This window comes from Streptomyces sp. NPDC054796 (assembly GCF_053611545.1).
The window spans coordinates 69098-94260 of sequence record NZ_JBSHAO010000034.1 but is presented as its reverse complement, the minus strand read 5'-3'; the positions used below and the strand labels follow the sequence as shown (position 1 = coordinate 94260).

Here is a 25163-nt window from a genome sequence, read left to right as displayed (position 1 = left end):
ACCCCACCACGTCCCCTCCCACCCGGTGGCCAACTATCCGCCGGTGCCCCCTCCGCTTGTCCCCATGCTGTGTGCCCGCACCTGGCGGTACGGGCCCAGCTCTGTCACGGGAAGCCGACGGCGGCGGCTCGCCATTGTTGTGGGCAGGCGTTCCGCATGGCGAGGGGGTACCTCCCAGCGGTAGCTGGGGGAGGGTGGGCACAACCCGTGCCACCGGGCCGCAGCCGCGAACCAACCCCAAAGGGGCACCCACAGAGCGCGCCCCCGAGAAGCCGGGCACCCCGTGAGGCGGTCGACCTCGCGCCCCGTGAGGGGGCACACCAGCGTGAAGGGGTGACCCCTCGTTTCCTTGCGCACCCCCGCGAAGGGGAACCGCTAGCCGGGCCACTCACCCGTCGCGAGGAAGGTCTCGATGGCCTGCGCGTACGGGCGGATGTCCAGGTCCTGCTCGGCGAGCCAGGCGTCGGAGTAGTACTTGTCGAGGTAGCGGTCGCCCGGGTCGCAGATCAGGGTGACGACGCTGCCGGTGCGCCCCTCCGCGACCATCTCCGCGACGATCTTCAGCGCGCTCCACAACCCGGTCCCCGTGGAGCCGCCCGCCTTGCGCCCGAGCGCCGTCTCCAGGGCCCGTGCGGCGGCGACGCTCGCGGCGTCGGGCACCTTCATCATCCGGTCGATGGCGGCGGGCACGAAGCTGGGCTCCATCCGGGGCCGGCCGATGCCCTCGATGCGCGAGCCGCTGTCGCTGGAGACGTGGGGGTCCCCCTTCACCCACCCGTCGAAGAAGCAGGAGTTCTCGGGGTCGGGCACGCAGACGCGGGTGTCGTACTGCATGTACCGCACATAGCGGGCGATGGTCGCCGAGGTGCCGCCTGTGCCCGCCGTGGCGACGATCCAGGCGGGCTCGGGGAAGCGCTCGCGGCGCATCTGGTCGTAGACCGACTCGGCGATGTTGTTGTTGCCGCGCCAGTCGGTGGCCCGTTCGGCGTAGGTGAACTGGTCCATGTAGTGCCCCCCGGACTCCGCCGCCAGCGCGGCCGAGACCTCGTACACCGTCCGGGGGTCGTCCACGAGATGGCACCGGCCGCCGTGGAACTCGATCAGCCGGGTCTTCTCCGGGCTCGTCGTGCGCGGCATCACCGCGATGAAGGGCACCCCGATCAGCTTCGCGAAGTACGCCTCGCTGACGGCCGTGGAGCCGGAGGACGCCTCGATGACGGGCCTGCCGGGGCGGATCCAGCCGTTGCACAGCCCGTAGAGGAAGAGCGAGCGGGCCAGCCGGTGCTTGAGGCTGCCCGTCGGATGGGTGGACTCGTCCTTGAGGTAGAGATCGATGCCCCACCGCTCGGGCAGCGGGAAGGACAGCAGATGGGTGTCGGCACTGCGGTTGTTGTCGGCCTGGACCCTGCGGACGGCTTCTTTGAGCCAGTTCCGGTAGTCGGAGTCGCTGCGGTCCACGTCAACGGTGGGTACGGCGGTGGGGGGCGGGACGACTTCCTGGTTCACAGCGGGCTGTCCTGGCCCGGAAGCCGCTGCCGGTTCGGTGGTGCTCACCCGGCGATCATAAGAGGGGCTCTGGTGGACCGCCCGGCTTGCGTGCACACTGCGGACAGGGGTGTAGGGCAGCAGGGCAGGGGTACCCGAGCTGCGATGATCTGGTGGGAGGCAGACAGTGGCGGAGCCGGAGTTCGACGCTACCGGAGTGGAGATACGGCGGATGCTCCGTTCGCTCACCCGGGCCGGGCACGTTCTGGTCAGGGACGGCCAACTGGTGCTGATGACGAGCTATGGCAGCGAGATCGACAGTGCGCCCCTGGACAAGGTGCGGATCAGCGGCTATGGGCTGCGTGACCGTGCCATGGCCACCCTGGGCGGCACCCGCTATCTCCTCCAGTTCGGCCTCGGACACCGTGAGGGCCTGCTGAGCGCGGTGCGCACGGCGCGGGCGAAGGCCGCGGCCGAACGTGGTGTCCTGGGGCGCTGAACCCTGGCGGGACGACGGGACGGCGGGACCGACGGGTTCCGCTTGAGGGCCCCGCGTTGCGCGGCTGTACGTGCCGACTCATTCTGGATCTGTGCCCTACGTCACATCTGATCCTTTTGTCGCGCTCGCGCTCGAAGCCTTCCGCGCCCTCCGCAGGGAGCCGTAGTGGTGATCAGTCGAACCGCCAGCCCCAGCAGGCACTGCGCCGTCGAGTTCCAGGCACTCCCGTCCCGTATCGGGCAGGTACGCAGGATCGTCGGCGCCCAGTTGCGCTACTGGCGCCTGGACCCGCTCATCGACCCGGCGACCCTCGGGGTCACCGAACTGCTGGCCAACGTGCACCGGCACGCGGGCCCCGACAAGCACTGCACCGTCGAGCTGGCCTTTCTCTGGGACCGGCTGACGGTCTCCGTGCGGGACCACGATCCGAATCTGCCGCGGGTGCGGGTCGCCGACTCTCTCGCGTGCAACGGGCGCGGGCTGGCGATGGTCGCCGCGCTCAGCGCGAGCTGGGGGATGCGCGCCCAGCAGGACGGCTCGGGGAAGGTCGTGTGGTTCACGCTGCCCGCGGCCTTCTCGACGTCGCACGGGCGCCACGGCGCCACGGCGCCCAGGGAGCCGAGAGCCGCGGCCCCTGCCCCGTCCCCGCCCGCCGCCATGGCCCTGGAAGGGGCCGCGACGGGCCCGGTCACCGGGCCCGGGCAGAGCGCGAACGGTTCCGGCGAGGCGGTGGCCGCCACCCCGTGAGGGGGCGACCCGGGCTGCCGCCACGACAGGGGCGCGGGAGGCTACGGCTTGCCGCCCTCGCGGCCGTGCGCGCTCTCGTTCAGCACGGAGAGGCGCCGCCAGTACTCGTCCTCGTCGATCTCGCCCGAGGCGAAGCGGTGGTCGAGCAGACCGAGCGCACCACCCGGTCCGCTCGGACCACCCGGCCCGTGTTCACGCGGCGCGTCCGCGCCCGGCGCGGCCCGCCACGGCGGCCGTCCAGGCCATCCGGGCCGCGCCGCACCACGCCGGACGGTGCGGCGCAGCAACATCACCGCACCGCCGATGACGGCCGCCCAGACCAGCGGAAGGAACAGCACCCACGGCCCGGGTCCCCCGCTCCCGTGCCACTGCGCCAGTGTGTTCATGACGGTTCAACTCCTCGGTAGCGACGGCCCTGCCGTCTCCTGCGCTTCCTTCACCACCGAGACTCGCGCGCGCCGCGCCCCGCGTCGTCGTACACCCAGAGGCGCCTTGGCTACCCCAGCCGGAGTACGGGGCCCGAGACCGTCCCCTCCCGCCTACCCCTGCCGCGCCCCCAGTTCGCGGCGCATGCACACGCGGGGCCACCGGTCCAGCCCCGCGCCCGCCTCGTGGGCGCGTATCCGGCGCAGGCCCGGGGTCAGTTCGGACTCCGGGAGGCGGCGGAAGCCGCAGCGTTCGTAGTAGGGCGCGTTCCAGGGGACGTCGCTGAAGGTGGTGAGGGTGAGCGCGGGGACGTCGTCGGCCGTCGCCAGGGACGCGACGTGCTCGATGAGCGCGCGGCCGATGCGGCGGTGCGCGCTGGCGGGGTGCACCGAGATCTGCTCGATGTGCACGTTGCCGTCGACGGGTTCGACCATCACGTACGCCACCGGCGGCCCGTCCCCTCCCCCGGGCCCCCAGCGCGGGCCGGGTCCCTCGCCGTCCTCCGCCACCCACAGTGACCCGGCGCGCGCGTAGTCGCGCAGGACGGCGAGCGGCGGCGGCTCGTCCTCTGCGACGGCGTGCATGCCCAGGTCGCCGAAGGCCAGGCCCGCGGCCCGCTCGATCTCGCGCAGGGCTTCGAAGTCCCCGTCCCTCCCCGGTCTGATGCGCATGGGGCTATCCTCCCAGCGCCCCCAGCGGGTCATCGAGCACCGGCTGCCAGGCCAGTTCGGCCGCTCCCACCAGGCTGGCGTGGTCGAGGGAGCTGGCCAGCAGGGGCACGCTGCCGCTCCTCCCCCACAGGCTGCGGTCGGCGACGACGGCGCGCAGGCGGTCGCCGTCGGCCTCCACCAGGGCGCGGTGCAGTCCGCCGAGGACGACGCGGTCGGGGTTGAGGATGTTCACCAGCCCGGCGAGTCCGAGTCCGAGCCGGTCGATGAGGGTGCCGACGGCGCCCCGTACGTCCTCGCTCGTGGCGTACTCGGCGGCGATCAGCTCGCGGGCCTGGTCCAGCAGCGAGACCTCGGGTCCTGGCGGGCGCCCGGCCGCCTCCAGGAACGCGAGGGGGTCGGCCTCCACGTCGAGGCAGCCGCGGCTGCCGCAGTGGCAGGGGCGCCCGCCGGGGTCGACGGTCAGATGGCCGACCTCCAGCGCGAGCCCCGAACTCCCGGTGTGCAGGCGGCCGTCCAGGACCAGCGCGCCGCCGACGCCGCGGTGCCCCGTACCGACCACGAGCAGGTGCTGCGCCCCGCGCCCCGCGCCGTGCCGGTGCTCGGCGAGGGCCGCGAGGTTGAGGTCGTTCGCCGTGAAGCCGTTCGCCGTGGTCTCCCCTGAGGGGCCCGGGACGCGCGCTTCGGCGAGGCACTGGTTGAAGACGTCCCGCACGGGCACCCCCGCCTCCCAGGCGAGGTGGAGCGGGTTGAGCGCGGTGCCCTCGGGCTCGGCGACGGCCGAGGGCACCGCGAGCCCGGCCCCCACGCAGCGCCGCCCCGTCTCCCGCAGCAGCCGGGCCCCTTCCTCGACGACCTCGCGCAGCACGCTCGCCGGGTCGGCCTCGACGGTGCCGCAGCCGGGCGCCGTCGCGACGATGCGTCCGCCGAGTCCGACGAGCGCGGCGCGGAAGCCGTCCGCGTGCACCTGCACCGCGAGCACGACGGGTCCGTCCTCCCGGACGGCGAGCCGGTGCGAGGGGCGGCCCTGCGTGCCGACGGCGGCGCCGGGCCGCGAGTCGACGGTGATCAGCCCGAGCGTCTCCAGCTCCGCCGCGACCGCGCCCGCCGTCGCGCGGGTCACGCCCAGCTCGGCGGTGAGCACGGCCCGGGTGGGCGCCCTTCCGGTGTGGACGAGTTCCAGCGCCGGGCCGAGGGCGCTGCGGCCTCTCTCCAGCTTTGTTGTACGCGTGTGGGTCACCCCTCTATTCTTGCTTTGTGCCGACACTGAACAAAATACGGTCGGCGCTGACCGGTGCGATGGGGCGCGGCAGCACTTCCTCTCCCCCCGCGGCTCTCCCCGCGACCGACCCGGTTCTGCGCCGTCTCCGTATCGCCCTCACCGCGTTCTTCGCCCTCGACGGCTTCATCTTCGCCGGGTGGGTCGTCCGCATCCCCGCGATCAAGGAGCAGACCGGGGCCTCGCCCAGCGCCCTCGGTCTGGCGCTGCTCGGGGTCTCCGCCGGGGGCATGGTCACCATGATGCTCACCGGACGGCTCTGCCACCGCTTCGGCAACCACTCCGTGACCGTCGCCTCCGCGCTGCTGCTCTCCCTCAGCGTCGCGCTGCCACCGCTCACCCACTCGGCGCTGACGCTCGGGCTGGTGCTGCTGGTGTTCGGCGCCGCCTACGGCAGCATCAACGTGGCCATGAACGCCGCAGCGGTCGACGTCGTGGCCGCGCTGCGCCGCCCCGTGATGCCCGGCTTCCACGCCGCGTTCAGCCTCGGCGGGATGCTGGGCGCGGGGCTGGGCGGGCTGATCGCGGGGCAGCTCTCGCCCACCCGGCACCTTCTGCTGCTGACGGTGCTGGGGCTGCTGATCACCGCCGTCGCGGCCCGTCCGCTGCTCGCGCGCGCCGCTCTCCCGTCTCCGCCCCCGCAGGCCGAAGCGCGGCAGGAGGGGCCGGAGAGGCAGGAGGGGCCGGGCGGGGAGTCCGCGCGCACGATGACGGGGCGCACCCGCTGGCTGGTGATCGTCCTCGGCCTGGTCGCGCTGTGCACGGCCTACGGGGAGGGCGCCCTCGCCGACTGGAGCGCGCTCCACCTCACCGACGACCTGGGCGCGGGGGCCGGAGTCGCCGCGGCCGGCTACTCGGTCTTCGCGCTCGCGATGACCGTCGGACGGCTGTCGGGGACCGCGCTGCTGGAGCGGCTCGGGCCGGTCCGCGCCCTGGTCGGGGGCGGCGCCATGGCCGCCGCCGGCATGCTGCTGGGCTCCCTCGCGCCCTCGGTCTGGCTGGTGCTCACCGGCTTCGTGATCACCGGGCTCGGGCTGGCCAACATCTTCCCCATCGCGATCGCGCGCGCCGGGGCCCTCGCGGGCCCGAGCGGCGTCGCCGCCGCCTCCACGCTCGGCTACGGCGGCATGCTGCTGGGCCCCGTCGCGATCGGCTTCCTCGCGGAGTGGTTCTCGCTAACGGCGGCCCTGACCACGGTGGCGCTGCTGGCGGCCGTGGCCGCTGCCGTCGCCTATACCACCCGACGTGCGGTACTGGCAGAATCCCGGCCATGAGAACCGCTGACCTGCTCTCGGCACTGGAAGGCGAGGGCGAACTGTTCGCGCGCGCCGTGGAACTCGCGGGCCCGGACGCCGGGGTGCCCTCCTGCCCCGGCTGGCAGGTCCGCGACCTGACGCTGCATCAGGGCCAGGTGCACCGCTGGGCCACCCGCTACGTCACCGAGTCGCTGACCGAGCGACAGGGCTTCGACGAGGTCAAGGTGGCCGACGAGGAACTGGCCGACTGGCTGCGGGACGGCCACACGAGGCTGGTCACGGCGCTCAGGGAGGCGCCCGAGGACCTGGAGTGCTTCACCTTCCTGCCCGGCTCGCCCTCCCCGCTGCACTTCTGGACGCGGCGGCAGACGCACGAGACGACCGTCCACCGCGTCGACGCCGAACTCGCCACGGGCCGCACCCTCTCCCCCGTCGCGCCCCGCGTCGCGGCCGACGGGATCGACGAACTGCTCACCGGCTTCGCCACCCGCGCGCGCACCAGGTTCCGCACCGAGACCCCGCGCACGCTGCGGCTGCGCGCGACGGGCGTGCCCGAGGCGCCCTGGGTGCTGCGGTTCTCCGACGCGCCGCTCCAGGTGACCAGGGAGGACGAGGGCACGGACGGCTCCGGCCCCCGCCCACTCGACGGTGGTGACTGCGAAGTGAGCGGGCCCGCCGAGCTGCTCTGCCTCGCCCTGTGGAACCGGCGCTCCTTCGACGGGCTGACGGTCGAGGGCGACGCCTCCCTCGCGGAGCTGTGGCAGGCGACGGCGCGCGTCTGACCTCGGACGCGGCGGACGTACGGGCCCCGGCCCGCCCCGCAAGGCGCGCGGGGCGGGGCAGGCCGGTGACAGGCCCGTCGGATCAGGTCAGCGTCAGGGTCCGCTTGAGCGACGCCTCCGCGCTGGTGCCCGCGTAGATCTCGAACTCGCCCGGCTCGACGCGCAGTTCGCCGTCCGGGTCGTTGGTGTGGAAGCCCAGGTCCTCGGCACCGAGCGCGAAGGTGAGGGTGCGCGACTCGCCCGGCTTCAGGGTGACCCGCTCGAAGCCGCGCAGCCGCCGCACCGGCTGGGCGAGGCTGGCGACCTTGTCGCGGACGTAGAGCTGCACCACCTCGTCGCCCTTCCTGTCGCCCGTGTTCTCGACGCGGACGGTGGCCTTGACCTCGCTCCCGCCGCCGCGCACCGAGGACGCGCTCGCGCTCGCCGCACTCAGCTTCAGGTCCGAGACCTCGAAGGTGGTGTAGCTGAGCCCGAAGCCGAACGGGTAGAGCGGGCCGTGGGGCAGGTCGAGGTACTTGGACGTGTACTTGTTGTCCGGGTCGTAGGGGCGCCCGGTGTTCTCGTGCGCGTAGTAGTACGGCAGTTGGCCGACGGAGCGCGGGAAGCTCGCGGGCAGCTTGCCGCCGGGGTTGACCTTCCCGAACAGCACGTCCGCCACGCCGTTGCCGCCCTCGATGCCGCAGTGCCAGGCGTTCAGGATGGCAGGGGCCTCCTCCGCGATGCCGGAGAGGACGAGCGGGCGGCCCGCGAGGACGACGACGGCGAACGGCTTGCCCGTCCTCGCGATCTCCTTGATCAGCCGCTCCTGCACCCCGGGCAGGGTGATGTCGCTGCGCACGGCCGCCTCGCCGCTCTGGGCCGCCTTCTCGCCGACCACGACGACGGCCACGTCGGCCTTCCGTACCGCCGCGAGCGCCTTCGCGAAGCCCCCGGTGTCCTCGCCCTCCACCTCGCAGCCCTTCGCGAAGGTGACCTTCGCCCCTGGCGCCGCCTTCTTGACGCCCTCCAGGACGGAGACGGCCGGGTACTTGCGCGCGCCGGGGCCCGCCCAGGTGCCGTGCAGCTCCTGGGTGTCGTCGCCGAGCGGGCCGACCACGGCGATGGCGCCGGTGCCCTTGTCCAGGGGCAGGGTGCCGTCCTCGTTCCGCAGCAGCACGGCGGAGCGGGCCGCGGCCTCGCGTGCCGCACGGCGCGCCGCCGCGGTCGGGTCGCCGATCTGCCCGTCCTCGTCCGCGTAGGGGTTCTCGAAGAGGCCGAGGCGGGCCTTGATCCGCAGGATGCGGCGCACGGCGTCGTCCAGCCGGTCCCGGTCCAGCTTGCCGGACTCCAGGAGCTTCTTGCCGTGCTCGGCGTAGGTGGTGCTGACCATCTCCATGTCGACGCCCGCGCCCAGCGCGAGGCGTGCCGCGTCTGCGCCGTCGGCGGCGACACCGTGCGGGATCAGCTCCTGCACGCCGTTGTAGTCGCCGACCACGAAGCCGTCGAACTCCAGCTCCTCGTGGAGGATCTCGCTCAGCGTGTGCTTGTTGGCGTGCGCCGGGATGCCGTTGACGGTGTTGAAGGAGGCCATGACCGTGGCCACGCCCGCGTCGACGGCCGCCTTGAAGGGCGGCAGCGCGATGTCGCGCAGCCGCCGCTCGGAGAGGTCCACGGTGTTGTAGTCGCGCCCGCCCTCGGGGAAGCCGTAGCCGACGAAGTGCTTGGCGCAGGCCGCGAGCCGGTCCTTCGCGCTGTAGTCCTCGCCCTGGTAGCCGCGCACCTTGGCCGCCGTCAGCCGGGCCGTGAGGTACGGGTCCTCGCCGCTGCCCTCGGCCACCCGGCCCCAGCGCGGTTCGCGGCTGACGTCGGCCATCGGCGCGAACGTCCAGTGCACGCCCCACGAACGGGCCTCGCGCGCGCTGACCTCGGCGTCCGAGGTGACCACTCCGGGGTCGAAGCTGGCGCCCTGCGCGAGGGGGACGGGGAAGGTGGTGAGGAAGCCGTGGATGACGTCGAGCCCGAAGACGAGCGGGATGCCGAGCCGGGACTCCTCGACGGCGACACGCTGGAGGTCGTTGCACTCCTTGGCGCCGACGATGTTGAGGACCGAGCCGAGCCGTCCCTCGGCCGCCGCCTTGCGCGCCGCCTCGTTCTGGCCCTCGCCAGGGCCCGTGTCGGGGTTCCAGGTGAGCTGCTGGAGCTGCCCGAACTTCTCCTCCACGGTCATCCGGGCGAGCAGGCTCCGCACCCGCCGCTCCGTCTTCGGGTCCCGTGCGGCGGCCCGTCGCGCGGCACGGGCCGCTCCGGCGGCGGGCGCGGCGGGCGAGGCCGGTGCCGCGGCGGCCGTGCCCGCCAGCGGGAGAGCGGTGGCGGACGAGGCCAGGACGGCCGCTCCCGCTGATGCCTTGAACACGCTGCGACGGCTGACGTTCCCGGCCACGTGAGTCTCCTTCGACTTCGACAGAGGCGTTTCGGCAGAGGCGTACGGAAGATGCACCAGGCAACTTGAGTGATCGCAGTCAAACCCGGAGGCGAGAGAGGGGTCAAGACCTGAACACGCAGTCCCTCACCGGCCAGCCGAACGGACGCACCTCTTCACCTCCTGAAGCCAGTACGTGCCCCGCGCACGAGGTGTGCCCGCCCCCGCGTACGGGGAGACGAAGGGGACGGGGCCAGGACCCCCGGGGGGGAGGCACCCGATGACCGGTACCGGATCGGGAGCGGGCGCGGGCACAGGGCCGGACGCGGAAGCGGACCGGGGAGCGGGCCGGGGAGCGGATCCGACCTCACCGCACGGGGACCCGGACACCCCCGGGCGGCCCGGCGCGGGGCCCAGGACACAGGCCGAGCGGGACGCGACCACCGTCGAGACGGGCTTCGCCGTCGTCACGGGCGGACTCCTCGCCGCGCTGGCCTACTTCGCGCTCGCCCTCCCCGTCGCCCTCGCGCACCCGGCGGAGCCGGGGCCCTGGCTGCTGGCCGCCAAGTTGACGGCGGTCACGGTGTTCGCCGCACGCGTCGCGTACGTGCTGGTGCGCTGGCGCCACCGGGCCCGTCAGCCGAGCCAGCCGGGCCGGACGAGCCCGGACTCGTAGGCGAGCACCACCAGTTGGGCGCGGTCGCGGGCGCCGAGCTTCACCATCGTGCGGCTGACGTGGGTCTTCGCGGTGAGCGGCGAGACGACCAGCCTGCGGGCGATCTCCTCGTTGGACAGCCCGATGCCCACCAGCGCCATCACTTCGCGTTCGCGCTCGGTCAGCTCGTCGAGCCCTGCGGTGGCCGTGGGCTCCTTGGAGCGGGCGGCGAACTCGGCGATGAGACGGCGCGTGACGCTCGGGGACAGCAGCGCGTCGCCGTGCACGACAGCGCGCACGGCCCGCACCAGTTCCTCGGGTTCCGTGTCCTTGACGAGGAACCCGGAGGCGCCCGATCTGAGCGCCTCGAAGACGTACTCGTCCAGCTCGAAGGTGGTCAGCATGACGACCCTCACCTCGCTCAGCGACGCGTCCGCCGTGATGCGGCGGGTGGCGGCGAGCCCGTCGAGCAGGGGCATGCGGATGTCCATCAGGACCAGGTCGGGGCGCAGTTCGCGCACGAGCACCAGCGTCTCTTCGCCGTCGGCCGCCTCGCCCGCGACCTCGATGTCGGGCTGCGCGTCCAGCAGCGCGCGGAACCCGGCGCGGACCAGGAGCTGGTCGTCGGCGAGCAGTACGCGGATCACGATGCCTCCTTCTGCGGGTGCTCCGGGTCCGGGCGCGACGGGGCGTGCGGTGGGCCGACCGGCGGGTCCGGCGGGTCCGGCGGGCCGTCCGGTCGCGGGGCGGCGTCCGGCGCCGTACCGGCGGACGTCAGCGGGAGGCGCGCGACGACGCGGAAGCCGCCGTCGCCCCGTGGCCCCGCCTCGACGCAGCCGCCCAGCGCGGACGCGCGCTCGCGCATCCCGACGAGCCCGTTACCGCCGCCGGTGGGGCCGACGCCGTGGGCCGGGCCTTCGTCGTCGACGGTGAGTTCCAGCTCGCGCTCCCCGTAGCGCAGGCGCACCAGGGCCGTGCGGGAGGCGGAGTGGCGCACGACGTTGGTCAGGGCCTCCTGGACGACGCGGAACGCGGCGAGGTCGGCGCCCGGCGGCAGCGGGCAGACGGCGCCCTCGGTCTCAGTGGTGACGCGCAGGCCCGCGCCCTCGGCCTGGTCGGCGAGTTCGGGCAGGCGGCCGAGGCCTGGCGCGGGGGCGCGGGGCGCGTCGCCCGGGGCGCGGAGGGTGTCCAGCACCTGCCGCACCTCGCCGAGCACCTCCTTGCTGGCCGCCTTGATGGTGGTGAGCGCGGTGCGGGCCTGGTCGGGGTCGGAGTCGAGCAGTGCGAGGCCGACGCCCGCCTGGACATTGATGACAGAGATGCTGTGGGCCAGCACGTCGTGCAGCTCGCGGGCGATGCGCAGCCGCTCCTCGTCGGCCCGGCGCCGCTCCGCCTCCCGCGCCTCCGCCCTGCGGCGCAGCCACTCCTCGCGGCGGGTGCGGGCGAGCTCGGCCGCGGTCACGATCACGGCGGCCCAGGCGAGGATGAACAGCTCGGAGCCCCAGGGCGCCGGGCCGTCCCCTGAGGGCGGCAGCCAGCGGTAGAGCCAGTGCCCGGTCACCAGGTGTCCGGCCCAGAAGGCGCCCGCCGCGCCCCAGGCGGCGTAGCGGCGCCCGGAGACGACGGTGGAGAAGACCGCGACGGCCACGCTGGCGAAGATGGGCCCGTACGGATAACCGGCGGCCAGATACACCGTCGCGACGGCCGAGGTACCAAAGGCGACCGTGCCGGGCCAGCGGTGACGGAGCATCAGCAACACGGGTCCGAGCACGAGCAGCACGCGCGCGAACGGGTCGAGCGGCACGCGGTCGCCGAGCTGGTTGGCGGCGGCCACGCTGGAGCCCACCAGTTGGAGGACGAGCAGGGCCAGCGAGGACAGCCACGGCAGCGGCCGGTCGGCACGGGGCTCCTCCAGCCACCGCCGCCAGGGCGGGGACCAAGGCGGGGGCCAGGGGTGCCGGGGGTGCCGTTGGGGTTCGTCGGCGCGCGGGGCAGCGGTGCGCCTGTCGTCGCCGCGCGGGTCGGCCGGGTGCGGGGAGCCGGTGCGCTCGCGGGGTGCGTCGTCCGGTTCGCGGGGAGCGCGTGCCGCGCCGCCGCCCTTCGCCACGGGTCCGGGGCCGCCGTCCTCACGGCGCCGGGGCGGGCCACCGCGCGCACGGAGGGCACGGAGGCCGCCGGAGCTGCGGAAGGCTCGGCGGGGGTTCATGACGTCACGCTAGCCCCGCGCGGGCCGGGGCCGCGTCGGCCGAGCGCGGTGATCACGCGTACTCCCCCGGGAGTACGCCCCGCTCCTGCCGGGCCCGCGCCGCGAACAGCCCAGCGCCGCGAACGGCCCCGCGCCGGCGTCGGCCGTCACCGCACGAGGCCCACCCCGCGTGCCAGTCCCGTCACGGCGTGGTCGAAGAAGACGCCCCTGTCCGTGACGACGTTCTCGAACTGGCCGAACAGCTCGAAGCTCAGCAGCCCGAAGAGCTGTGCCCAGGTCGCGGCCAGTTCGGCGGCGACGGCAGGCGGCAGCTCGACCCCGAGACGGTCCAGCAGACGGCGCGCGTCATCGCGTACGGGTGCTGGCGCGGCGTGCGTCGCGTCGGGCTCACGGAGCGCACCGGCGGCGTGCGCGTCACGGACCACGGCGAACAGCGCGAGCCACACCCGCGAGGCGGGGCCCGTGGTCGACTGCGGCGCCGAGTAACCGGGGACGGGCGAACCGTAGATCAGCGCGTACTCGTGCGGATGCGCCAGCACCCACTCGCGTACGGCCCGGCAGACCGCCTGCCAGCGGGCGAAGTGGGAGTCGGCCTGGGACTCGGCGCGGACGAGCGCCTTCTCGGCCGCGGCGCCGACGGCGTCGTAGGCGTCGATGATCAGCGCCGTCAGCAGCTCGTCGCGACTGGGGAAGTAGCGGTAGAGCGCGGAAGAGACCATGCCCAGCTCGCGGGCGACGGCGCGGAGGGAGAGCTTGGTGGCCCCGCCCTCCGCGAGCTGGCGGCGCGCCTCGTCCTTGATGGCGGCGGTGACTTCGCTGCGGGCCCGTTGCCTGGCGCCCTCGACTTTGCTCATGCGGCCAGTGTGCCAGCTTCCAGAGCGCCGACCAACAACGAGAGCGGTGATCCGTTTCGAGAGCACTGCTCTTGCTTTGGTGCACCGATCCTGCAACACTGCCCACAAGCGAGAGCAGTGCTCTCGAAACGGATCACCGACCGCGCACCAGGTCACCGCTCTCGAACCCGGTCACTGCTCCCAACCAGTGCACCGCTCAGCGAAGGGAAACCCGCACATGGCCACTGACCAGCACGTTCTCACCCCCGGCCGGATCACCCGCCGGCTGCTCAACCCCACCATCGCCTGGCTCGTCCGTCGCGGCGTCAGCGTCGCGGGCTCGCGCATACTCGCCGTGCGCGGCCGGAAGAGCGGCGAGTGGCGGCGTACGCCCGTCAATCCGCTCGCCCACGGCGGCGGGCTCTACCTCGTCGCGGCGCGCGGTCATGTCCAGTGGACGCACAACATGCGCGCGGCGGGCGGCGGCGAGCTGCACCGGGGCAGACGCGTGCGGCGATTCACCGCGGTCGAGGTCCCGGACGGCGAGAAGCCGGACCTGCTGCGCGCGTACCTCAAGAAGTGGAAGTGGGAGGCCGGCGCCTTCTTCGACGGGGTGGGCCCCGGCTCGTCGGACGCGGAGCTGCTCGCCGCGGCGCCCAAGCACCCCGTCTTCCGCATCACCGTTCTCGACGGTGACGCGGAAGACGGGGGCGGGGCGGGCCGGGCGGGGCACGCCGCTCCGTAGCAGCGAAGCGGCCGCCCCGTCGCGCGCCCGTACCCGCGTCCGCACCCACCACCCGCACCCGCCACCCGCACCCGCACCCGCGTTCGCGGAGTGCGCTACGCGCCCGCCTTGTCCAGCGTGTCGAGCGCGCGCCGCGCCACCGGCCGGTTCCGCACGATGTCGGCCAGCGAGGTGGCGCCGCGCGTGAAGTCGGCGAAGACGTTCCAGGCGGGCCGGAAACCCGTGAGGGCCGTGTGGATCATGGCGGGGCGCCGCGAGAAGATCCGCAGGAGCCGTCGTCCGACCCCCATCTCGACGCCCAGCCCCGCCTTGATGGCGAAGGCGTAGTTGAGGGCCTGGCGCCTGGCGTCCACGGCGTCGTGCGACTCGGCCACGCGCACGGCCCACTCCCCCGCCAGCCGCCCCGAGCGCAGCGCGAACGAGATGCCCTCGCGCGTCCACGGCTCCAGCAGCCCCGCCGCGTCCCCGCACACCAGCACGCGCCCGCGCGAGAGCGGGGAGTCCTCCGAGCGGCAGCGCGTGAGGTGCCCCGAGGAGATGCTGGGCTCGAACCCGGCGAGCCCGAGCCTGCCGATGAAGTCGTCCAGATACCGCTTGGTGGCCGCGCCCTCGCCGCGCGCGGAGATCACGCCGACGGTGAGGGTGTCGCCCTTGGGGAAGACCCATCCGTAACTGCCGGGGAGCGGGCCCCAGTCGACCAGGACCCGGCCCGCCCAGTCCTCGGCGACGCTCGGCGGCACGGGGATCTCCGCCTCCAGGCCGAGGTCCACCTGGTCCAGCTTCACCCCGACGTGGGCGCCTATGCGGCTGGCGCTGCCGTCGGCGCCGACCACGGCACGGGCCAGCACCGGCTCGTCCTCGCCGGAGAGCACGACGGCGACGGTGCGACGGTCCGGCACGTTCGGGCCGTGCTGCTCGACGCGGGAGACGGTGACGCCCGTCCGTATCTCCGCGCCCGCCTCGACCGCCGACTCGACGAGGGCCTGGTCGAACTCCGGCCGGTTGATGAGGCCGAACAGCATGTTCCGGGAGCGGCGGGTGCGCGTCAGCTTGCCGTTCAGCGAGAAGGTGACGGCGTGCACGCGCTCGCGCAGCGGGAGTTCGAAGCCGGGGGGCAGGGAATCGCGCGAGGGGCCGATGATGCCGCCGCCGCAGGTCTTGTAGCGGGGCAGGGTGGCCTTCTCCAGCAGCAGGACGCGGCGGCCCGCTACGGCGGCGGCGTAGGCGGCGGATGCCCCGGCCGGGCCGCCGCCGACGACGACCACGTCCCAGACGCGCGCCTCGCGCCCCGCCTCGGATCCCTCTGCGGGCTCTTCCCCGGGCTCCGCCTGCTCTCCCGGCTCCTCCGAGGCGCCCCGCTCCTCCGAGACCGCCGGAAGCTCACCACCGTCGGGGGCCTCAGCGCCGTCGGACACCTCGGCACCGTCAGGGACCTCGGCTTTCCCGGACACCTCAGCACCCTCGGACACCCCGGCACCGTCGGGAGTGCGCCCGGTGTCCGGACTGCTCCCGCTCTCGCCCCGTTCGGTGCCCCGGCCCTCTCCTCCGGCTGCGTTCTCGCTGCTCACGATGTGCTTCCGCTCCCGCTCGACCTCGGCTCCGGTATGGCCGTCCGCATCCTACGGCGCGCCCTCACCGGCCCATGCTGTGGGAGGATCGGCGGCACCGACTCGTACGCATGTGCAGTACACATGTCCGTACGTACGTGCCCAACGTCGCGCCCACAAGGAGCGTTCCCATGGACCACAGCCCGGACCTCGGCGGCACCGCCGACAGCCTCCCCGACGGCACCACGGGCGGCGGTGCCGCGGACGCCCTCGACGGGGCCGGGGCGGGGATCGCCGCCACCGTCGCGGGGCTCATGCCGAGGGCGCGCGCCGAGCTGGCCGAGCTGGTCGCCTTCCGCTCCGTGGCCGACCCCGCGCAGTTCCCCGTCAGCGAGTGCGAGGCCGCCGCCGACTGGGTCGCCCACGCGCTGCGCGCCGAGGGCTTCGAGGACGTCGCCCTGCTGGACACCCCCGACGGCACCCGCTCCGTCTACGGCTTCCTCCCCGGCCCCGCCGCCGCGCCAACAGTGCTGCTGTACGCGCACTACGACGTGCAGCCTCCGCTCGACGAGGACGCCTGGCTGACGCCGCCGTTCACGCTCACCGAGCGCGAGGACGGGCGCTGGTACGCGCGTGGCAGCGCCGACTGCAAGGGCGGGGTGATCATGCACCTGCTCGCCCTGCGCGCGCTGAAGGCGCACGGCGGAGTGCCGGTGAACGTCAAGGTGATCGTCGAGGGCTCGGAGGAGCAGGGCACGGGCGGGCTCGAACGGTACGCGGAGGAGCACCCGGAGCTGCTGTCAGCGGACGCCATCGTCATCGGTGACGCGGGGAACTTCCGCGTGGGCCTGCCGACCGTCACGGCGACGCTGCGCGGCATGTCGCTGCTGCGGGTACGCGTGGACACCCTGGAGGGCAACCTCCACTCGGGCCAGTTCGGCGGCGCGGCCCCGGACGCGCTGGCCGCGCTCATCCGCACCCTCGACTCGCTGCGCGCGCCCGACGGGAGCACCGTCATCGACGGGCTGGAGACGGACGCGAGCTGGCAGGGCCTCCAGTACACGGAGGAGGGCTTCCGGCGCGACGCGAAGGTGCTGGACGGGGTGGAGCTGACCGGCTCCGGCACCGTCGCCGACCGCATCTGGGCCCGCCCCGCCGTCACCGTGCTGGGCATCGACAGCCCGCCCGTCGTGGGGGCCACCCCCTCCGTGCAGGCGAGCGCGCGTGCCGCGGTGAGCCTGCGGGTGCCGCCGGGTGTGGACGCGGCGAAGGCCGGGGAGCTGCTGGTCTCGCACCTGGAGGCGCACGTGCCGTGGGGCGCGCGAGTGTCCGTCGAACGGGTCGGCCAGGGCCAGCCGTTCCGCGCCGACACCGGCAGCCCCGCGTACGCGGCGATGGCCGCCGCGCTGCGGGAGGCGTACGACGGCGAGGACATGCAGATCGCGGGCCAGGGCGGCTCCATCCCGCTGTGCAACACCCTCGCCTCGCTCTACCCGCACTCGGAGATCCTGCTGATCGGTCTCAACGAGCCCGAGGCCAGCATCCACGCCGTGAACGAGAGCGTCTCGCCCCAGGAACTGGAGCGGATGTCCGTGGCCGAGGCACACTTCCTGCGCCGTTACGCACGGCAGGACTGAGCGCCCCCGACCGGCGGGCGCCCGAGCGGCGTCAGCCGGTCCCGGCCGGGACGGCCGCGGCGCGCCACCCGTTGCGTTGCGCCCGACCGAGCTGAGCGACGCAGAACCGCAGCGCACACGTTGACGCACCCGCAGTACGCAGGGCGGCCAGGCAGACCACCCCGGCCTCGGCGCACTTCCCGCCGCGTCACGCGCAGCCAAGCTGAGCGACGACGCACACGTAGCCCGCAGGGTGACCGGGGCAGACCGCCCCGGCCAGGACCGGCTCAGCCCGCCCCGACCGCCGCGCCGTCCCGTGGCCTTGCCCCCCCGACCGAGCTGAGCGACGCAGAACCGCAGCGTGCACGCTGACGCACCCGCAGCACGCGAGGCGGCCAGGCAGACCACCCCGGCCTCGGCGCACTTCCCGCCGCGTCGCCCGCAGCCAAGCTGAGCGACGACGCACACGTAGCCCGCAGGGTGACCGGGGCAGACCGCCCCGGCCAGGACCGGCTCAGCCCTCAGCTCTCTCCGACCGCCGCGCCGTCACGGCCGCGCCCCGGCACCCGCTCCGGTTCCGCTTCCCGCTCCCACTCGGGTTCGCGTGCGCGGGAGCCCGCGCCCACCGGGATCCCCGCCTCCAGATACAGCGGGCACCCCTCCTCGCGGGCGCGCAGCGCGCGGCGCAGGCGCTCCAGCCGTACGGGCGGCAGCAGGCCCGCGGCCTCGTCCTCGGTGACGAAGCGCCAGCCGCGCAGTTCCGCGCCGGGCAGCAGCAGCGTGCCCGCCGCCTCCGCGCCGAGGTGGCCGCCGTCGAAGAGGAGGCGCAGCCCGCCGTAGCCGGGCGGGCGGGGCGGCTCCCAGTCGGTGACCAGGAGGCGTGGTTCCCTCTCCAGCCGCAGCCCCAGTTCCTCCGCGACCTCGCGGATCCCGGCCCGCGCGGGGGCCTCCCCCGCCTCGACGACGCCGCCGGGGAACTCCCAGCCCGGTTTGTAGGTCGGGTCCACGAGGAGCACGCGGTCGTGCTCGTCGAAGAGCAGCACCCCGGCGGCGACGGTCTCGGCCGTCGGTTCCGGTGTCTGCACGATGTCCATGGCCCCGGCACCGTCGCGTATCGCGTCCACGATGCGCTCCGCCGTCTGACGTGGGGTGAGCCGCGAGGTGTCGATGGCGTGGGCCTCGGCCGAGAGCCAGCCGAGCGCGGCACCGTAGTGCGGCAGATGGCCGAGGCACCAGCGTCGCGACGACTTGCCCTCGGTGGCGGCACGCTGGTCGATACGTGCCCGAAGGATCGTTTCATCGGCGTGCAGCAGCAGATGGCGGACCTCGACGCGGCGGGCGGCGAGCGCGCCGAAGATCTCGTCCCTGTACTCCTGCCGCAGCAGCGTCATCGGGGCGATCAGCGGTCCCTCGACCTCCGTCAGCAGCGCGGCGGCGGTCTCCGCGACGAGCCGCCGCCACGAGGGCAGGTCCTGGAAGTCGTCGACCCGGCCGAGGCGTTCCTTGGGGAGCATCGCTCTCAGGCCGGTGCCGATCAGCTCCGGGTCGTAGAGCGTGCTTCCGGGAAGCAGATCAAGCAGTTCGTTCGCCGCTGTGGTCTTGCCCGCGCCGAAGGCGCCGTTCAGCCACACGATCACGATGCGTCCCCCTCTTCCGTCGCCCCCGTTGGGGTGCCCGTTCCACCCTGCCACGGAAACGCGCCGGGGCGCCGCCGTCGGGCTCCCCTGGCGTACGGGGGTGCCACCTGGGGCGCGAGGGGCTGACGGGGGTCCGGAGGACGCGAAGCGAGGAGCCGAGGAGCCGAGGAGCCGTCAGGCGTTCGCCGGTCGCGGGCTCCAGTCGGGGGCGCGCCCGGTCGCGGCGAGCAGGGTCTCGAAGGCGGGGGTCCCCTCGGGCACGGGCACGGGCTCCCCGAAGACCTTCATCCGCCGCGCCATGGGGGCCAGCTCGGCGAAGGCGGGCGCCAGTTCGGCGAGCGCGGGGCCGTCGGGGGTGAAGTCCTGGCCCGTCGCGCGGGCGAGGTCCCAGGCGTGGACGGTCATGTCGCCCAGCACCATGTGCGCCACCGTGAGCTGGGGCATCCCGAACCCTCCGGAGACCCCCTCCAGCGTTCCTGGCCGCGCCCACGCCCCGGCCAGCTTCCTGGTCTCCGCCGTGAAACGGTCGCGCCAGCCGCCCTCGGCGACGTAGTCGGGCGTGGTGGAGAAGTCCGCCGTGCCCTTCGCGGCGAGGGCCTGGAAACCGATGACCACGTGGAGGAGGTGGTTGAGCAGAGCGCGCACGTCGTACTCCGCGCACGGCGTCGGCAGCCCGAGCTGCGCGTCCTCCACACCGCGCACCACGGGGGCCGCCGCGCGCGCCGCGTTCTCCATCAGTCCGCCGATCCTGATCGTGTCGTCCACACGGCCCGTGCCGTCAGTGCTGTTCGTCATGGCCGCGACGCTACGGACACGCGCGCGGCCCCGGCTTGAAGAAACGCGACATAGGATCGCCGCCATGGCAGTTCCGCCAGGTCACGGCGAGTCGCGGGGCGGGGAGAAGCCCGGCGCGGGTGCGCCACGGCGCGATACGCGGGGCATCGTGGACGCGGCGGGCCTGTTCGCGCGCGTACGCTTCCGGCGCCGCGCGCCCGCCGCACCGCTGCTCTCCTGCGTGGAGCACTACTGGCTGATCGACTGGGACCTCGACGAGCCGTACGTCTCGTACGTCGTGCCGCACCCCTCCGTGAACGTCGTCTTCGAGGACAGGGGCGGGGCGCGCGGGCCCGAGGCGCAGGTGGCGGGGGTCGGCACCGGGCTCTTCTCCACGAAGCTGGAGGGCAGGGGCCGCGTGTGCGGGATCCAGTTCCGGCCCGGCGGCTTCCGCCCCTTTCTGACGCCGACGTCGTCCTGTCCGCCGATGTCGCCCCCTGCGCTGTCGGCGCTCACGGGACGCAACCCGCCCCTGGCCGAGGTCTTCCCCCGCGTCTCCCCCAACGTCCCCTCGCGGGTGCTGGCCCCGGAGGACGAGGACGAGCGGGTCGCGGCGCTGGACGCGTTCCTGCTCGCGCTGGGCCCGCGTCCAGAGCCGGGCTCGGAGCGGGCGAGGCGGCTGGTGGCGCGGGTGCGCGGGGACCGCTCTGTCCTCCGGGTGGAGGAGTTCGCCCGGAGCGAGGGCATGACCGTGCGCGGGATGCAGCGTCTCTTCGCGGAACACGTGGGGGTGAGCCCGAAGTGGGTCATCCTGCGCTACCGCCTGCACGAGGCGCTGGAGCGCGCCTCGGCCGGTCCCGGCGCGGACTGGGCGCGGCTGGCCGCCGAACTGGGCTACAGCGACCAGGCCCATCTCGTACGGGACTTCACCGCGACCGTGGGCGTCACCCCCGCCGCGTACGCGAGGACGGCGGCGGCCTCCCGCGCCGCCGGCCAGGACCGGGGCGGGGGACAGGGGTGACGGGCGCGGTCGCCGGAGTGGCCCACGCCGGGAGGCGGAAGATCATCGCCGCTGCCAGACTGATCGCCATGGAGAGCTTCTACCGCGGGCCCGCGAGGCTGATCAGCGGAGGTGTGGAGATCGCCGTCGAGGCCGCCCTCCACCTGGCGCCGACGGACCCCGAGACGTCCTGGTCCGGCACCATCCGCTCGGCGGAACCCGGCCGGAGCCTGTGGGCGCAGTTGGAGGGCGACACGGCGACGGTCCGGCTGCCCGACGGGCGTGCGGGCAGGGTGCTGGTCAAGGGTGCCGGGTTCGGTCCCGTCGAGGTCTCGGGCGAGGGCCAGGGCCCGGCGTAGCGGACGGTGGCCGGGCGGCCAGGTGGCCGGGCGCGAGCGGAGTGACGGCCCCGCCGTGCTGGGGGCACCGCGGGACCGCCACGACAGGTGTGGGGGTCAGTCCCAGCCGAAGCCGGTGTCGCTGAGCTGCGCGTTGCAGACGTTGTAGCCGCCCCTGGCGTGCGCCGTCCGTGTCTCGCCGTCCACGGTGACGGAGCAGTGGATGTCTCCCCCGCCCAGCAACTGCGCGTTGACCATGTACCAGCCCGCGTCCTCCTTGAGCGGCAGCGTCTTGGTCATCGGCAGCCCCGAGCCCTCCAGGTTCTCGGTCTCGCTCCCGTAGATGATGTCCACCCCGGACGGCGCGTCGCCCCACACCTTGATGGTGACCTCGTCGCCCGCGGGCCCGGCCTTGTCCTTCTCGGCCTTCTCCGCCTTGTCCGTCTTCTCGGCCTTGTCCGCCTCGGGTCCGGCCTCGGCCTCCGCCTTCGCCGACGTCTCCGCGGCCTCGGCCCTGGCCCTGGCCTTGCCGCCGTCGTCGCCGCTCCCGGTCAGGGCCACGCCGAGGGCGGCGACGAGGAGGACCATCACGACGGCGCCGAGGCAGCCGAAGCCGATGATCTTCCCCGTACGGGGGCCGCGCTGCGGCGGCATGGGCGGCCCGGTCGGCGGTCCAGGCGGTCCGGGTGGATATGGCGTATTCGGATATGACATGAGCAAGTCCCCCCTCTTGCGAGGAGACGGACAGTATCCGGCGGGATGCGTGGGTGGTAAGTAGCCGTCAGAGCCCGTGACCGTTTTGTGTTCAACAAGCGCTTTCCGCCGACTCGTCGGACGGGCCCGGACCACCCGGCCCTCGCCTCTCACCCCTTCCCGGCCCCCAGCGTCAGCCCGGCGATGAAGTGCCGTTGCAGCAGCAGGAAGACGAGGATCGTGGGGAGCGCGACGAGGACGGAACCCGCGGCCAGGAGGTTGTAGTCGGTGAAGAACTGGCCCCGGAGGTTGTTCAGCGCCGAGGTGATGGGGAGCTTGTCGCCGTTGGAGATGAAGACGAGCGCCCACAGGAAGTCGTTGTACATCCAGGTGAACTCCAGCGTGCCCAGCGCCGCGAGCGCCGGCCGGCACAGCGGGAGCGTGATCCGCCAGTACCGCGTCCATACTCCGGCGCCGTCGACGATCGCCGCCTCCAGGATCTCGTGCGGCAGGGTCCGCATGAAGTTGGAGAGGACGAACACGCAGAAGCCGAGCTGGAATCCGACCTGCACGGCGATGACGGCCCACAGCGAGTCGTACATCGTCATCGAGTCCGACATCCAGTACGGCAGCGGCACGCGGTTGAACAGCACGTACAGCGGCGTGACGATCACCTGCTGCGGCAGCAGGTTGCCCGCGGTGAACAGGACCAGCAGGAACAGTTGGCCGCGCATCCGCAGCCGCGTCACGGCGAAGGCCACGAAGGACGCGAGGAAGAGCACGATCAGCACCCCGGGGAGCGCGATCAGCAGGGAGTTGACGAAGTACGTGCCCATCCCCGAGTCGGTGAACGCCTGCCGGTAGTAGTCGAAGGAGAGGCTGCGCGGCAGGGAGAAGTAGCCGTGTTCCGCGGTCTCCTCGTACGGCCGCAGCGAGGCGTAGACCGCGAGCAGCAGCGGTGCGAGGAAGGCGAGGGAGACGGCGGCCAGGAACGCGTGCAGCCCCAGCCGCCCCGTGCGCACCCGTGGGCGGGTGGAGGGCGTCGACGGCGTCGGCGCGGGGGCGGTCGTCGGCGCGGAGACGGTCATCGGCGCTTCCCCCCTCGGAACTCCTGGACGAGGTAGGTCACGATGAACCCCAGTGAGACGACGAGCAGCACGGTGGCGATGGCCGAGCCGAAGCCGATCCGGCTGGCCTCCCCGATGATGTTGTCGGTGACCAGGACGGAGAGCAGTTCGAGCCCGTTGCGGCCCTTGTTGACCGCGTAGACGATGTCGAAGGCCCGCAGCCCCTCGATGACGGTGATGACGCCGACGATGACGTTGACCGGGCGCAGCACGGGGAAGACGACCCGCAGGAACATCTGGCGCTCCCCGGCCCCGTCGAGGGCCGCGGCCTCCTTGAGGTTCGGGTCAACGGACTTCAGGCCGGCGAGGTAGAGGATCATCACATAGCCGACGTGCCGCCAGCCCGCGGCGAGCAGAATGACCCAGATGTTGAGGTCCGGGTCGCCGATCCAGTCCACGGGGTGGTCCTGGTTCGCGAGGATCGCGTTCAGCGCACCCTGGTCACGGGAGAAGACGAGCTGCGCGATGAAGCCGACGATCGCCAGCGACAGCACCACGGGCATGTAGAGGGTGGACTGGTAGAAGCGGCTGAAGCGCACGCCCCGGTCGATGAGCACGGCCAGGAGCAGGCCGAAGGGTGTGGCGACGAGGCCGAGGAACAGCAGCCAGAGCAGGTTGTTGCGGACGGCGGGCCAGAAGGGCGGGTAGGAGGAGACGAGGGAGCGGTAGTTGTCCGCGCCGACCCACTCCAGCTCCGTGATGCCGTCCCAGTCGGTGAAGGACAGCGCGACGGAGGCCAGGGTGGGGCCCCAGATGATGACGACGTCGATCAGGATCGGTATCCCCAGCAGCACGCCGAGGACGGCGAGATCGCGCGTGGTGTAGCGACGCGCTCCCCGCCGTCCGGCGCGCCGGGCTCTGCTGAGCTGCACGGCGCGGTGCTCCTCGTCGGTCGAATCGGAACAGAACGGAACGGTTCGGGAGGGCTCCGGCTCAGTCGGCGCCGAAGATCTCCTTCTTCTGCGCCTCGATGTCCCGCACCAGGCCGTCGATGTCGTCCGGCTTGTTGATGAAGCGCTGGATCGCCGTGATCATCACCGTCGAGGCGAAGTCGGGGCGGGTGTCGCGGTCCATGAACTGCGAGATGTCCTTCGCCCCGCCGATGAGTTCGGCGGCCTTCTTCTGGAGGGGGTCGTAGTCCGCGGTGTCGGCCTTCTCGTGGACCGCGATGTTGCTGGGGTCGTGGGCGAGATAGGTCTGCTCCGCCTTCGGCGTCGCCAGGAACTTCAGCAGGTCCTTGGCCGCCTCGTCGTTCTTCGCCTTCTTCGACATCAGGAAGCCGTCGATGGGTGCCTCGACGGCGTCCGTCCCGATGGCGGGGTCGATCTCGGGGAAGGGGAAGAAGTCCAGGTCGTCGCGCTCGTCCTCGGGGAACTGCTGGCCCGGGTGCGGGAGTCCGAAGACGGCCATGCCGGACTTCTTCTTGGCGAGGGTCTGCGCGGCCTCCTGCCACGTACGGCCGTTGGCGCCCTCGTCGTGGTACGGCATCAGACCGCGCCACAGGTCGAAGACGTCGCGGGTGCGCTTGGAGGTCCACGACTCCTCGCCGCGCATCAGGCCGAGGTGGTAGTCGTAGCCGTTCGCCCGCATGTTGAGGTAGTCGAAGGTGCCCATGGCGGGCCACCCGTCCTTGTCGCCGAAGGCGATGGGGATGAGCCCGTCCTTCTCCATCTTCTTGGCGAGGGCGCGGTAGTCGTCGAACGTCTTCGGGATCTCGTAGCCGTACTTGTCGAAGACGCTCTTACGGTAGAAGACGGCCCACGGGTAGACGTAGAAGGGGATGAAGTACTGCTTCCCGTCCTCGCCCGTGGACTGCTTCTTCATGGCGTCCGAGAAGCCGTCGAGCCCCTTCCACACGTCGCTGATGTCCGTCAGCAGGCCCTGCTCGGCGAAGAACTGCATGCGGTAGCCGGCGAACCAGGTGAAGACGTCGTCGGGGCTGCCCTTGAGATAGCGGTTGATGTTCTCCTGGAACGACTCGTGGTTGACGGTGTTGACCTTCACCGTCTTCCCCGACTTCTTCTCGTAGGCGGCGAACGATTCGGCGTACGCCTTGCGCGGCACCTTGTCCGAGGCGTTGGAGCCCATCGTGACGGTCTTTCCGTCGCCGCCGGGTCCGCCGCACGCGCTCAGCAGCGTCGGCAGGGTGAGCGCTCCCGCTCCCGCGGCCGTCCCCCGCAGCAGTGCCCGACGGGACGGACCGCCCCTCGCTATGCCGAACCCACCGGAACCACCGGGCACACCCGGCCTCTCACTGAACGATGATTGCGCCATGGTCTTTCCGCCCTCCCGGGTCGAACCGCACACAACCGAACGCGAGGGGGAGATACCACTGCACGGTCAGGGCGCAGTCAAGAGTTTCGACAGCGGGCCGAACAAGCGTTACCGCACCGAGCCCAACAGCTTCCAACAGCCGTACGGGTCACGGCAATTGGCGCGCGCACACCTTTCC

The 25163-nt window shown here is 73.1% G+C and carries 24 protein-coding genes; 9 read left to right on the top strand and 15 right to left on the bottom strand.

Annotation, left to right across the window (positions count from 1 at the left end):
- Positions 1–375: 375 nt before the first annotated feature.
- Positions 376–1506 (bottom strand): PLP-dependent cysteine synthase family protein, encoded by a 1131-nt coding sequence (locus ACWGJ2_RS25970; protein ID WP_453348640.1) that lies wholly within the window; start codon positions 1504–1506, stop codon positions 376–378.
- A gap of 166 nt (positions 1507–1672) precedes the next feature.
- On the opposite strand from ACWGJ2_RS25970, the gene ACWGJ2_RS25965 reads away from it, so the two are divergent.
- Both ACWGJ2_RS25965 and ACWGJ2_RS25960 read left to right on the top strand, forming a co-directional pair.
- Positions 1673–1984 carry a hypothetical protein gene (locus ACWGJ2_RS25965; RefSeq protein ID WP_453348631.1) on the top strand — a complete coding sequence of 104 codons (312 nt, stop codon included), beginning with the start codon at positions 1673–1675 and terminating at the stop codon, positions 1982–1984.
- A gap of 168 nt (positions 1985–2152) precedes the next feature.
- Positions 2153–2731 carry an ATP-binding protein gene (locus tag ACWGJ2_RS25960; protein WP_453348630.1) on the top strand — a complete coding sequence of 193 codons (579 nt, stop codon included), beginning with the start codon at positions 2153–2155 and terminating at the stop codon, positions 2729–2731.
- Between the two features lie 41 nt (positions 2732–2772).
- Here the strand turns inward: ACWGJ2_RS25960 and ACWGJ2_RS25955 are convergent, their stop codons facing one another.
- From ACWGJ2_RS25955 to ACWGJ2_RS25945, 3 genes are all read right to left on the bottom strand, one after another.
- The gene (locus tag ACWGJ2_RS25955) at positions 2773–3117 is read right to left on the bottom strand and encodes an SHOCT domain-containing protein (protein WP_453348629.1); all 345 of its coding nucleotides are present in this window, start codon (positions 3115–3117) and stop codon (positions 2773–2775) included.
- 153 nt (positions 3118–3270) lie between these two features.
- A complete protein-coding gene (locus ACWGJ2_RS25950) occupies positions 3271–3828 on the bottom strand; it encodes a GNAT family N-acetyltransferase (protein ID WP_453348628.1) in 558 nt (185 codons plus the stop codon).
- 4 nt (positions 3829–3832) lie between these two features.
- A complete protein-coding gene (locus tag ACWGJ2_RS25945; RefSeq protein ID WP_453348627.1) occupies positions 3833–5065 on the bottom strand; it encodes an ROK family protein in 1233 nt (410 codons plus the stop codon).
- Between the two features lie 17 nt (positions 5066–5082).
- Here ACWGJ2_RS25945 and ACWGJ2_RS25940 point away from each other — a divergent pair, with 17 nt between their 5' ends.
- Both ACWGJ2_RS25940 and ACWGJ2_RS25935 read left to right on the top strand, forming a co-directional pair.
- Complete coding sequence (locus ACWGJ2_RS25940; protein ID WP_453348626.1) at positions 5083–6378, top strand: MFS transporter; 1296 nt, start codon at positions 5083–5085, stop codon at positions 6376–6378.
- A complete protein-coding gene (locus ACWGJ2_RS25935; protein ID WP_453348625.1) occupies positions 6375–7142 on the top strand; it encodes a maleylpyruvate isomerase family mycothiol-dependent enzyme in 768 nt (255 codons plus the stop codon). The genes ACWGJ2_RS25940 and ACWGJ2_RS25935 overlap by 4 nt, the downstream gene beginning before the upstream one ends.
- An 82-nt stretch (positions 7143–7224) precedes the next feature.
- Here the strand turns inward: ACWGJ2_RS25935 and ACWGJ2_RS25930 are convergent, their stop codons facing one another.
- Positions 7225–9348 (bottom strand): glycoside hydrolase family 3 N-terminal domain-containing protein, encoded by a 2124-nt coding sequence (locus ACWGJ2_RS25930; RefSeq protein ID WP_453348639.1) that lies wholly within the window; start codon positions 9346–9348, stop codon positions 7225–7227.
- Positions 9349–9820: 472 nt separating this feature from the next.
- Between ACWGJ2_RS25930 and ACWGJ2_RS25925 the strand changes: the two genes are divergently transcribed.
- Entirely contained in the window at positions 9821–10216 is a 396-nt protein-coding gene (locus ACWGJ2_RS25925) for a DUF6332 family protein (protein ID WP_453348624.1), read from the top strand.
- Here ACWGJ2_RS25925 and ACWGJ2_RS25920 read toward each other — a convergent pair.
- From ACWGJ2_RS25920 to ACWGJ2_RS25910, 3 genes are all read right to left on the bottom strand, one after another.
- The gene (locus ACWGJ2_RS25920) at positions 10177–10842 is read right to left on the bottom strand and encodes a response regulator (RefSeq protein ID WP_453348623.1); all 666 of its coding nucleotides are present in this window, start codon (positions 10840–10842) and stop codon (positions 10177–10179) included. The two genes, ACWGJ2_RS25925 and ACWGJ2_RS25920, sit on opposite strands and share 40 nt — an antisense overlap.
- Complete coding sequence (locus ACWGJ2_RS25915; protein WP_453348622.1) at positions 10839–12401, bottom strand: sensor histidine kinase; 1563 nt, start codon at positions 12399–12401, stop codon at positions 10839–10841. Before ACWGJ2_RS25915 ends, ACWGJ2_RS25920 begins: the two co-directional genes overlap by 4 nt.
- Positions 12402–12547: 146 nt before the next feature.
- On the bottom strand, positions 12548–13255 hold the full coding sequence (locus ACWGJ2_RS25910; RefSeq protein ID WP_453348621.1) for a TetR/AcrR family transcriptional regulator: 708 nt from the start codon (positions 13253–13255) through the stop codon (positions 12548–12550).
- A 217-nt stretch (positions 13256–13472) separates the two neighbouring features.
- Between ACWGJ2_RS25910 and ACWGJ2_RS25905 the strand changes: the two genes are divergently transcribed.
- Positions 13473–13979 (top strand): nitroreductase family deazaflavin-dependent oxidoreductase, encoded by a 507-nt coding sequence (locus ACWGJ2_RS25905; RefSeq protein WP_453348620.1) that lies wholly within the window; start codon positions 13473–13475, stop codon positions 13977–13979.
- A 95-nt stretch (positions 13980–14074) separates the two neighbouring features.
- Here ACWGJ2_RS25905 and ACWGJ2_RS25900 read toward each other — a convergent pair whose 3' ends face one another.
- Positions 14075–15244, bottom strand: coding sequence for a geranylgeranyl reductase family protein (locus ACWGJ2_RS25900; protein WP_453348638.1), 1170 nt, complete (start codon positions 15242–15244; stop codon positions 14075–14077).
- 473 nt (positions 15245–15717) lie between these two features.
- Between ACWGJ2_RS25900 and ACWGJ2_RS25895 the strand changes: the two genes are divergently transcribed.
- On the top strand, positions 15718–17163 hold the full coding sequence (locus ACWGJ2_RS25895; protein WP_453348619.1) for a M20/M25/M40 family metallo-hydrolase: 1446 nt from the start codon (positions 15718–15720) through the stop codon (positions 17161–17163).
- A gap of 500 nt (positions 17164–17663) precedes the next feature.
- Here ACWGJ2_RS25895 and ACWGJ2_RS25890 read toward each other — a convergent pair whose 3' ends face one another.
- On the bottom strand, positions 17664–18779 hold the full coding sequence (locus ACWGJ2_RS25890) for an NUDIX domain-containing protein (RefSeq protein ID WP_453348618.1): 1116 nt from the start codon (positions 18777–18779) through the stop codon (positions 17664–17666).
- A gap of 174 nt (positions 18780–18953) precedes the next feature.
- Positions 18954–19574 carry a TIGR03086 family metal-binding protein gene (locus ACWGJ2_RS25885; RefSeq protein WP_453348617.1) on the bottom strand — a complete coding sequence of 207 codons (621 nt, stop codon included), beginning with the start codon at positions 19572–19574 and terminating at the stop codon, positions 18954–18956.
- 64 nt (positions 19575–19638) lie between these two features.
- Between ACWGJ2_RS25885 and ACWGJ2_RS25880 the strand changes: the two genes are divergently transcribed.
- Positions 19639–20574 (top strand): DUF6597 domain-containing transcriptional factor, encoded by a 936-nt coding sequence (locus ACWGJ2_RS25880; protein ID WP_453348616.1) that lies wholly within the window; start codon positions 19639–19641, stop codon positions 20572–20574.
- Entirely contained in the window at positions 20571–20912 is a 342-nt protein-coding gene (locus tag ACWGJ2_RS25875) for a DUF4873 domain-containing protein (RefSeq protein ID WP_453348615.1), read from the top strand. Before ACWGJ2_RS25880 ends, ACWGJ2_RS25875 begins: the two co-directional genes overlap by 4 nt.
- 96 nt (positions 20913–21008) lie before the next feature.
- Here ACWGJ2_RS25875 and ACWGJ2_RS25870 read toward each other — a convergent pair whose 3' ends face one another.
- The 4 genes from ACWGJ2_RS25870 to ACWGJ2_RS25855 form a co-directional block, all read right to left on the bottom strand.
- Entirely contained in the window at positions 21009–21545 is a 537-nt protein-coding gene (locus ACWGJ2_RS25870) for a hypothetical protein (protein WP_453348614.1), read from the bottom strand.
- 209 nt (positions 21546–21754) lie between these two features.
- Positions 21755–22672, bottom strand: coding sequence for a carbohydrate ABC transporter permease (locus ACWGJ2_RS25865; protein ID WP_453348613.1), 918 nt, complete (start codon positions 22670–22672; stop codon positions 21755–21757).
- Complete coding sequence (locus ACWGJ2_RS25860) at positions 22669–23583, bottom strand: carbohydrate ABC transporter permease (RefSeq protein WP_453348612.1); 915 nt, start codon at positions 23581–23583, stop codon at positions 22669–22671. The genes ACWGJ2_RS25865 and ACWGJ2_RS25860 overlap by 4 nt, the downstream gene beginning before the upstream one ends.
- 61 nt (positions 23584–23644) lie before the next feature.
- The gene (locus tag ACWGJ2_RS25855; protein ID WP_453348611.1) at positions 23645–24985 is read right to left on the bottom strand and encodes an ABC transporter substrate-binding protein; all 1341 of its coding nucleotides are present in this window, start codon (positions 24983–24985) and stop codon (positions 23645–23647) included.
- Positions 24986–25163 lie beyond the last annotated feature (178 nt).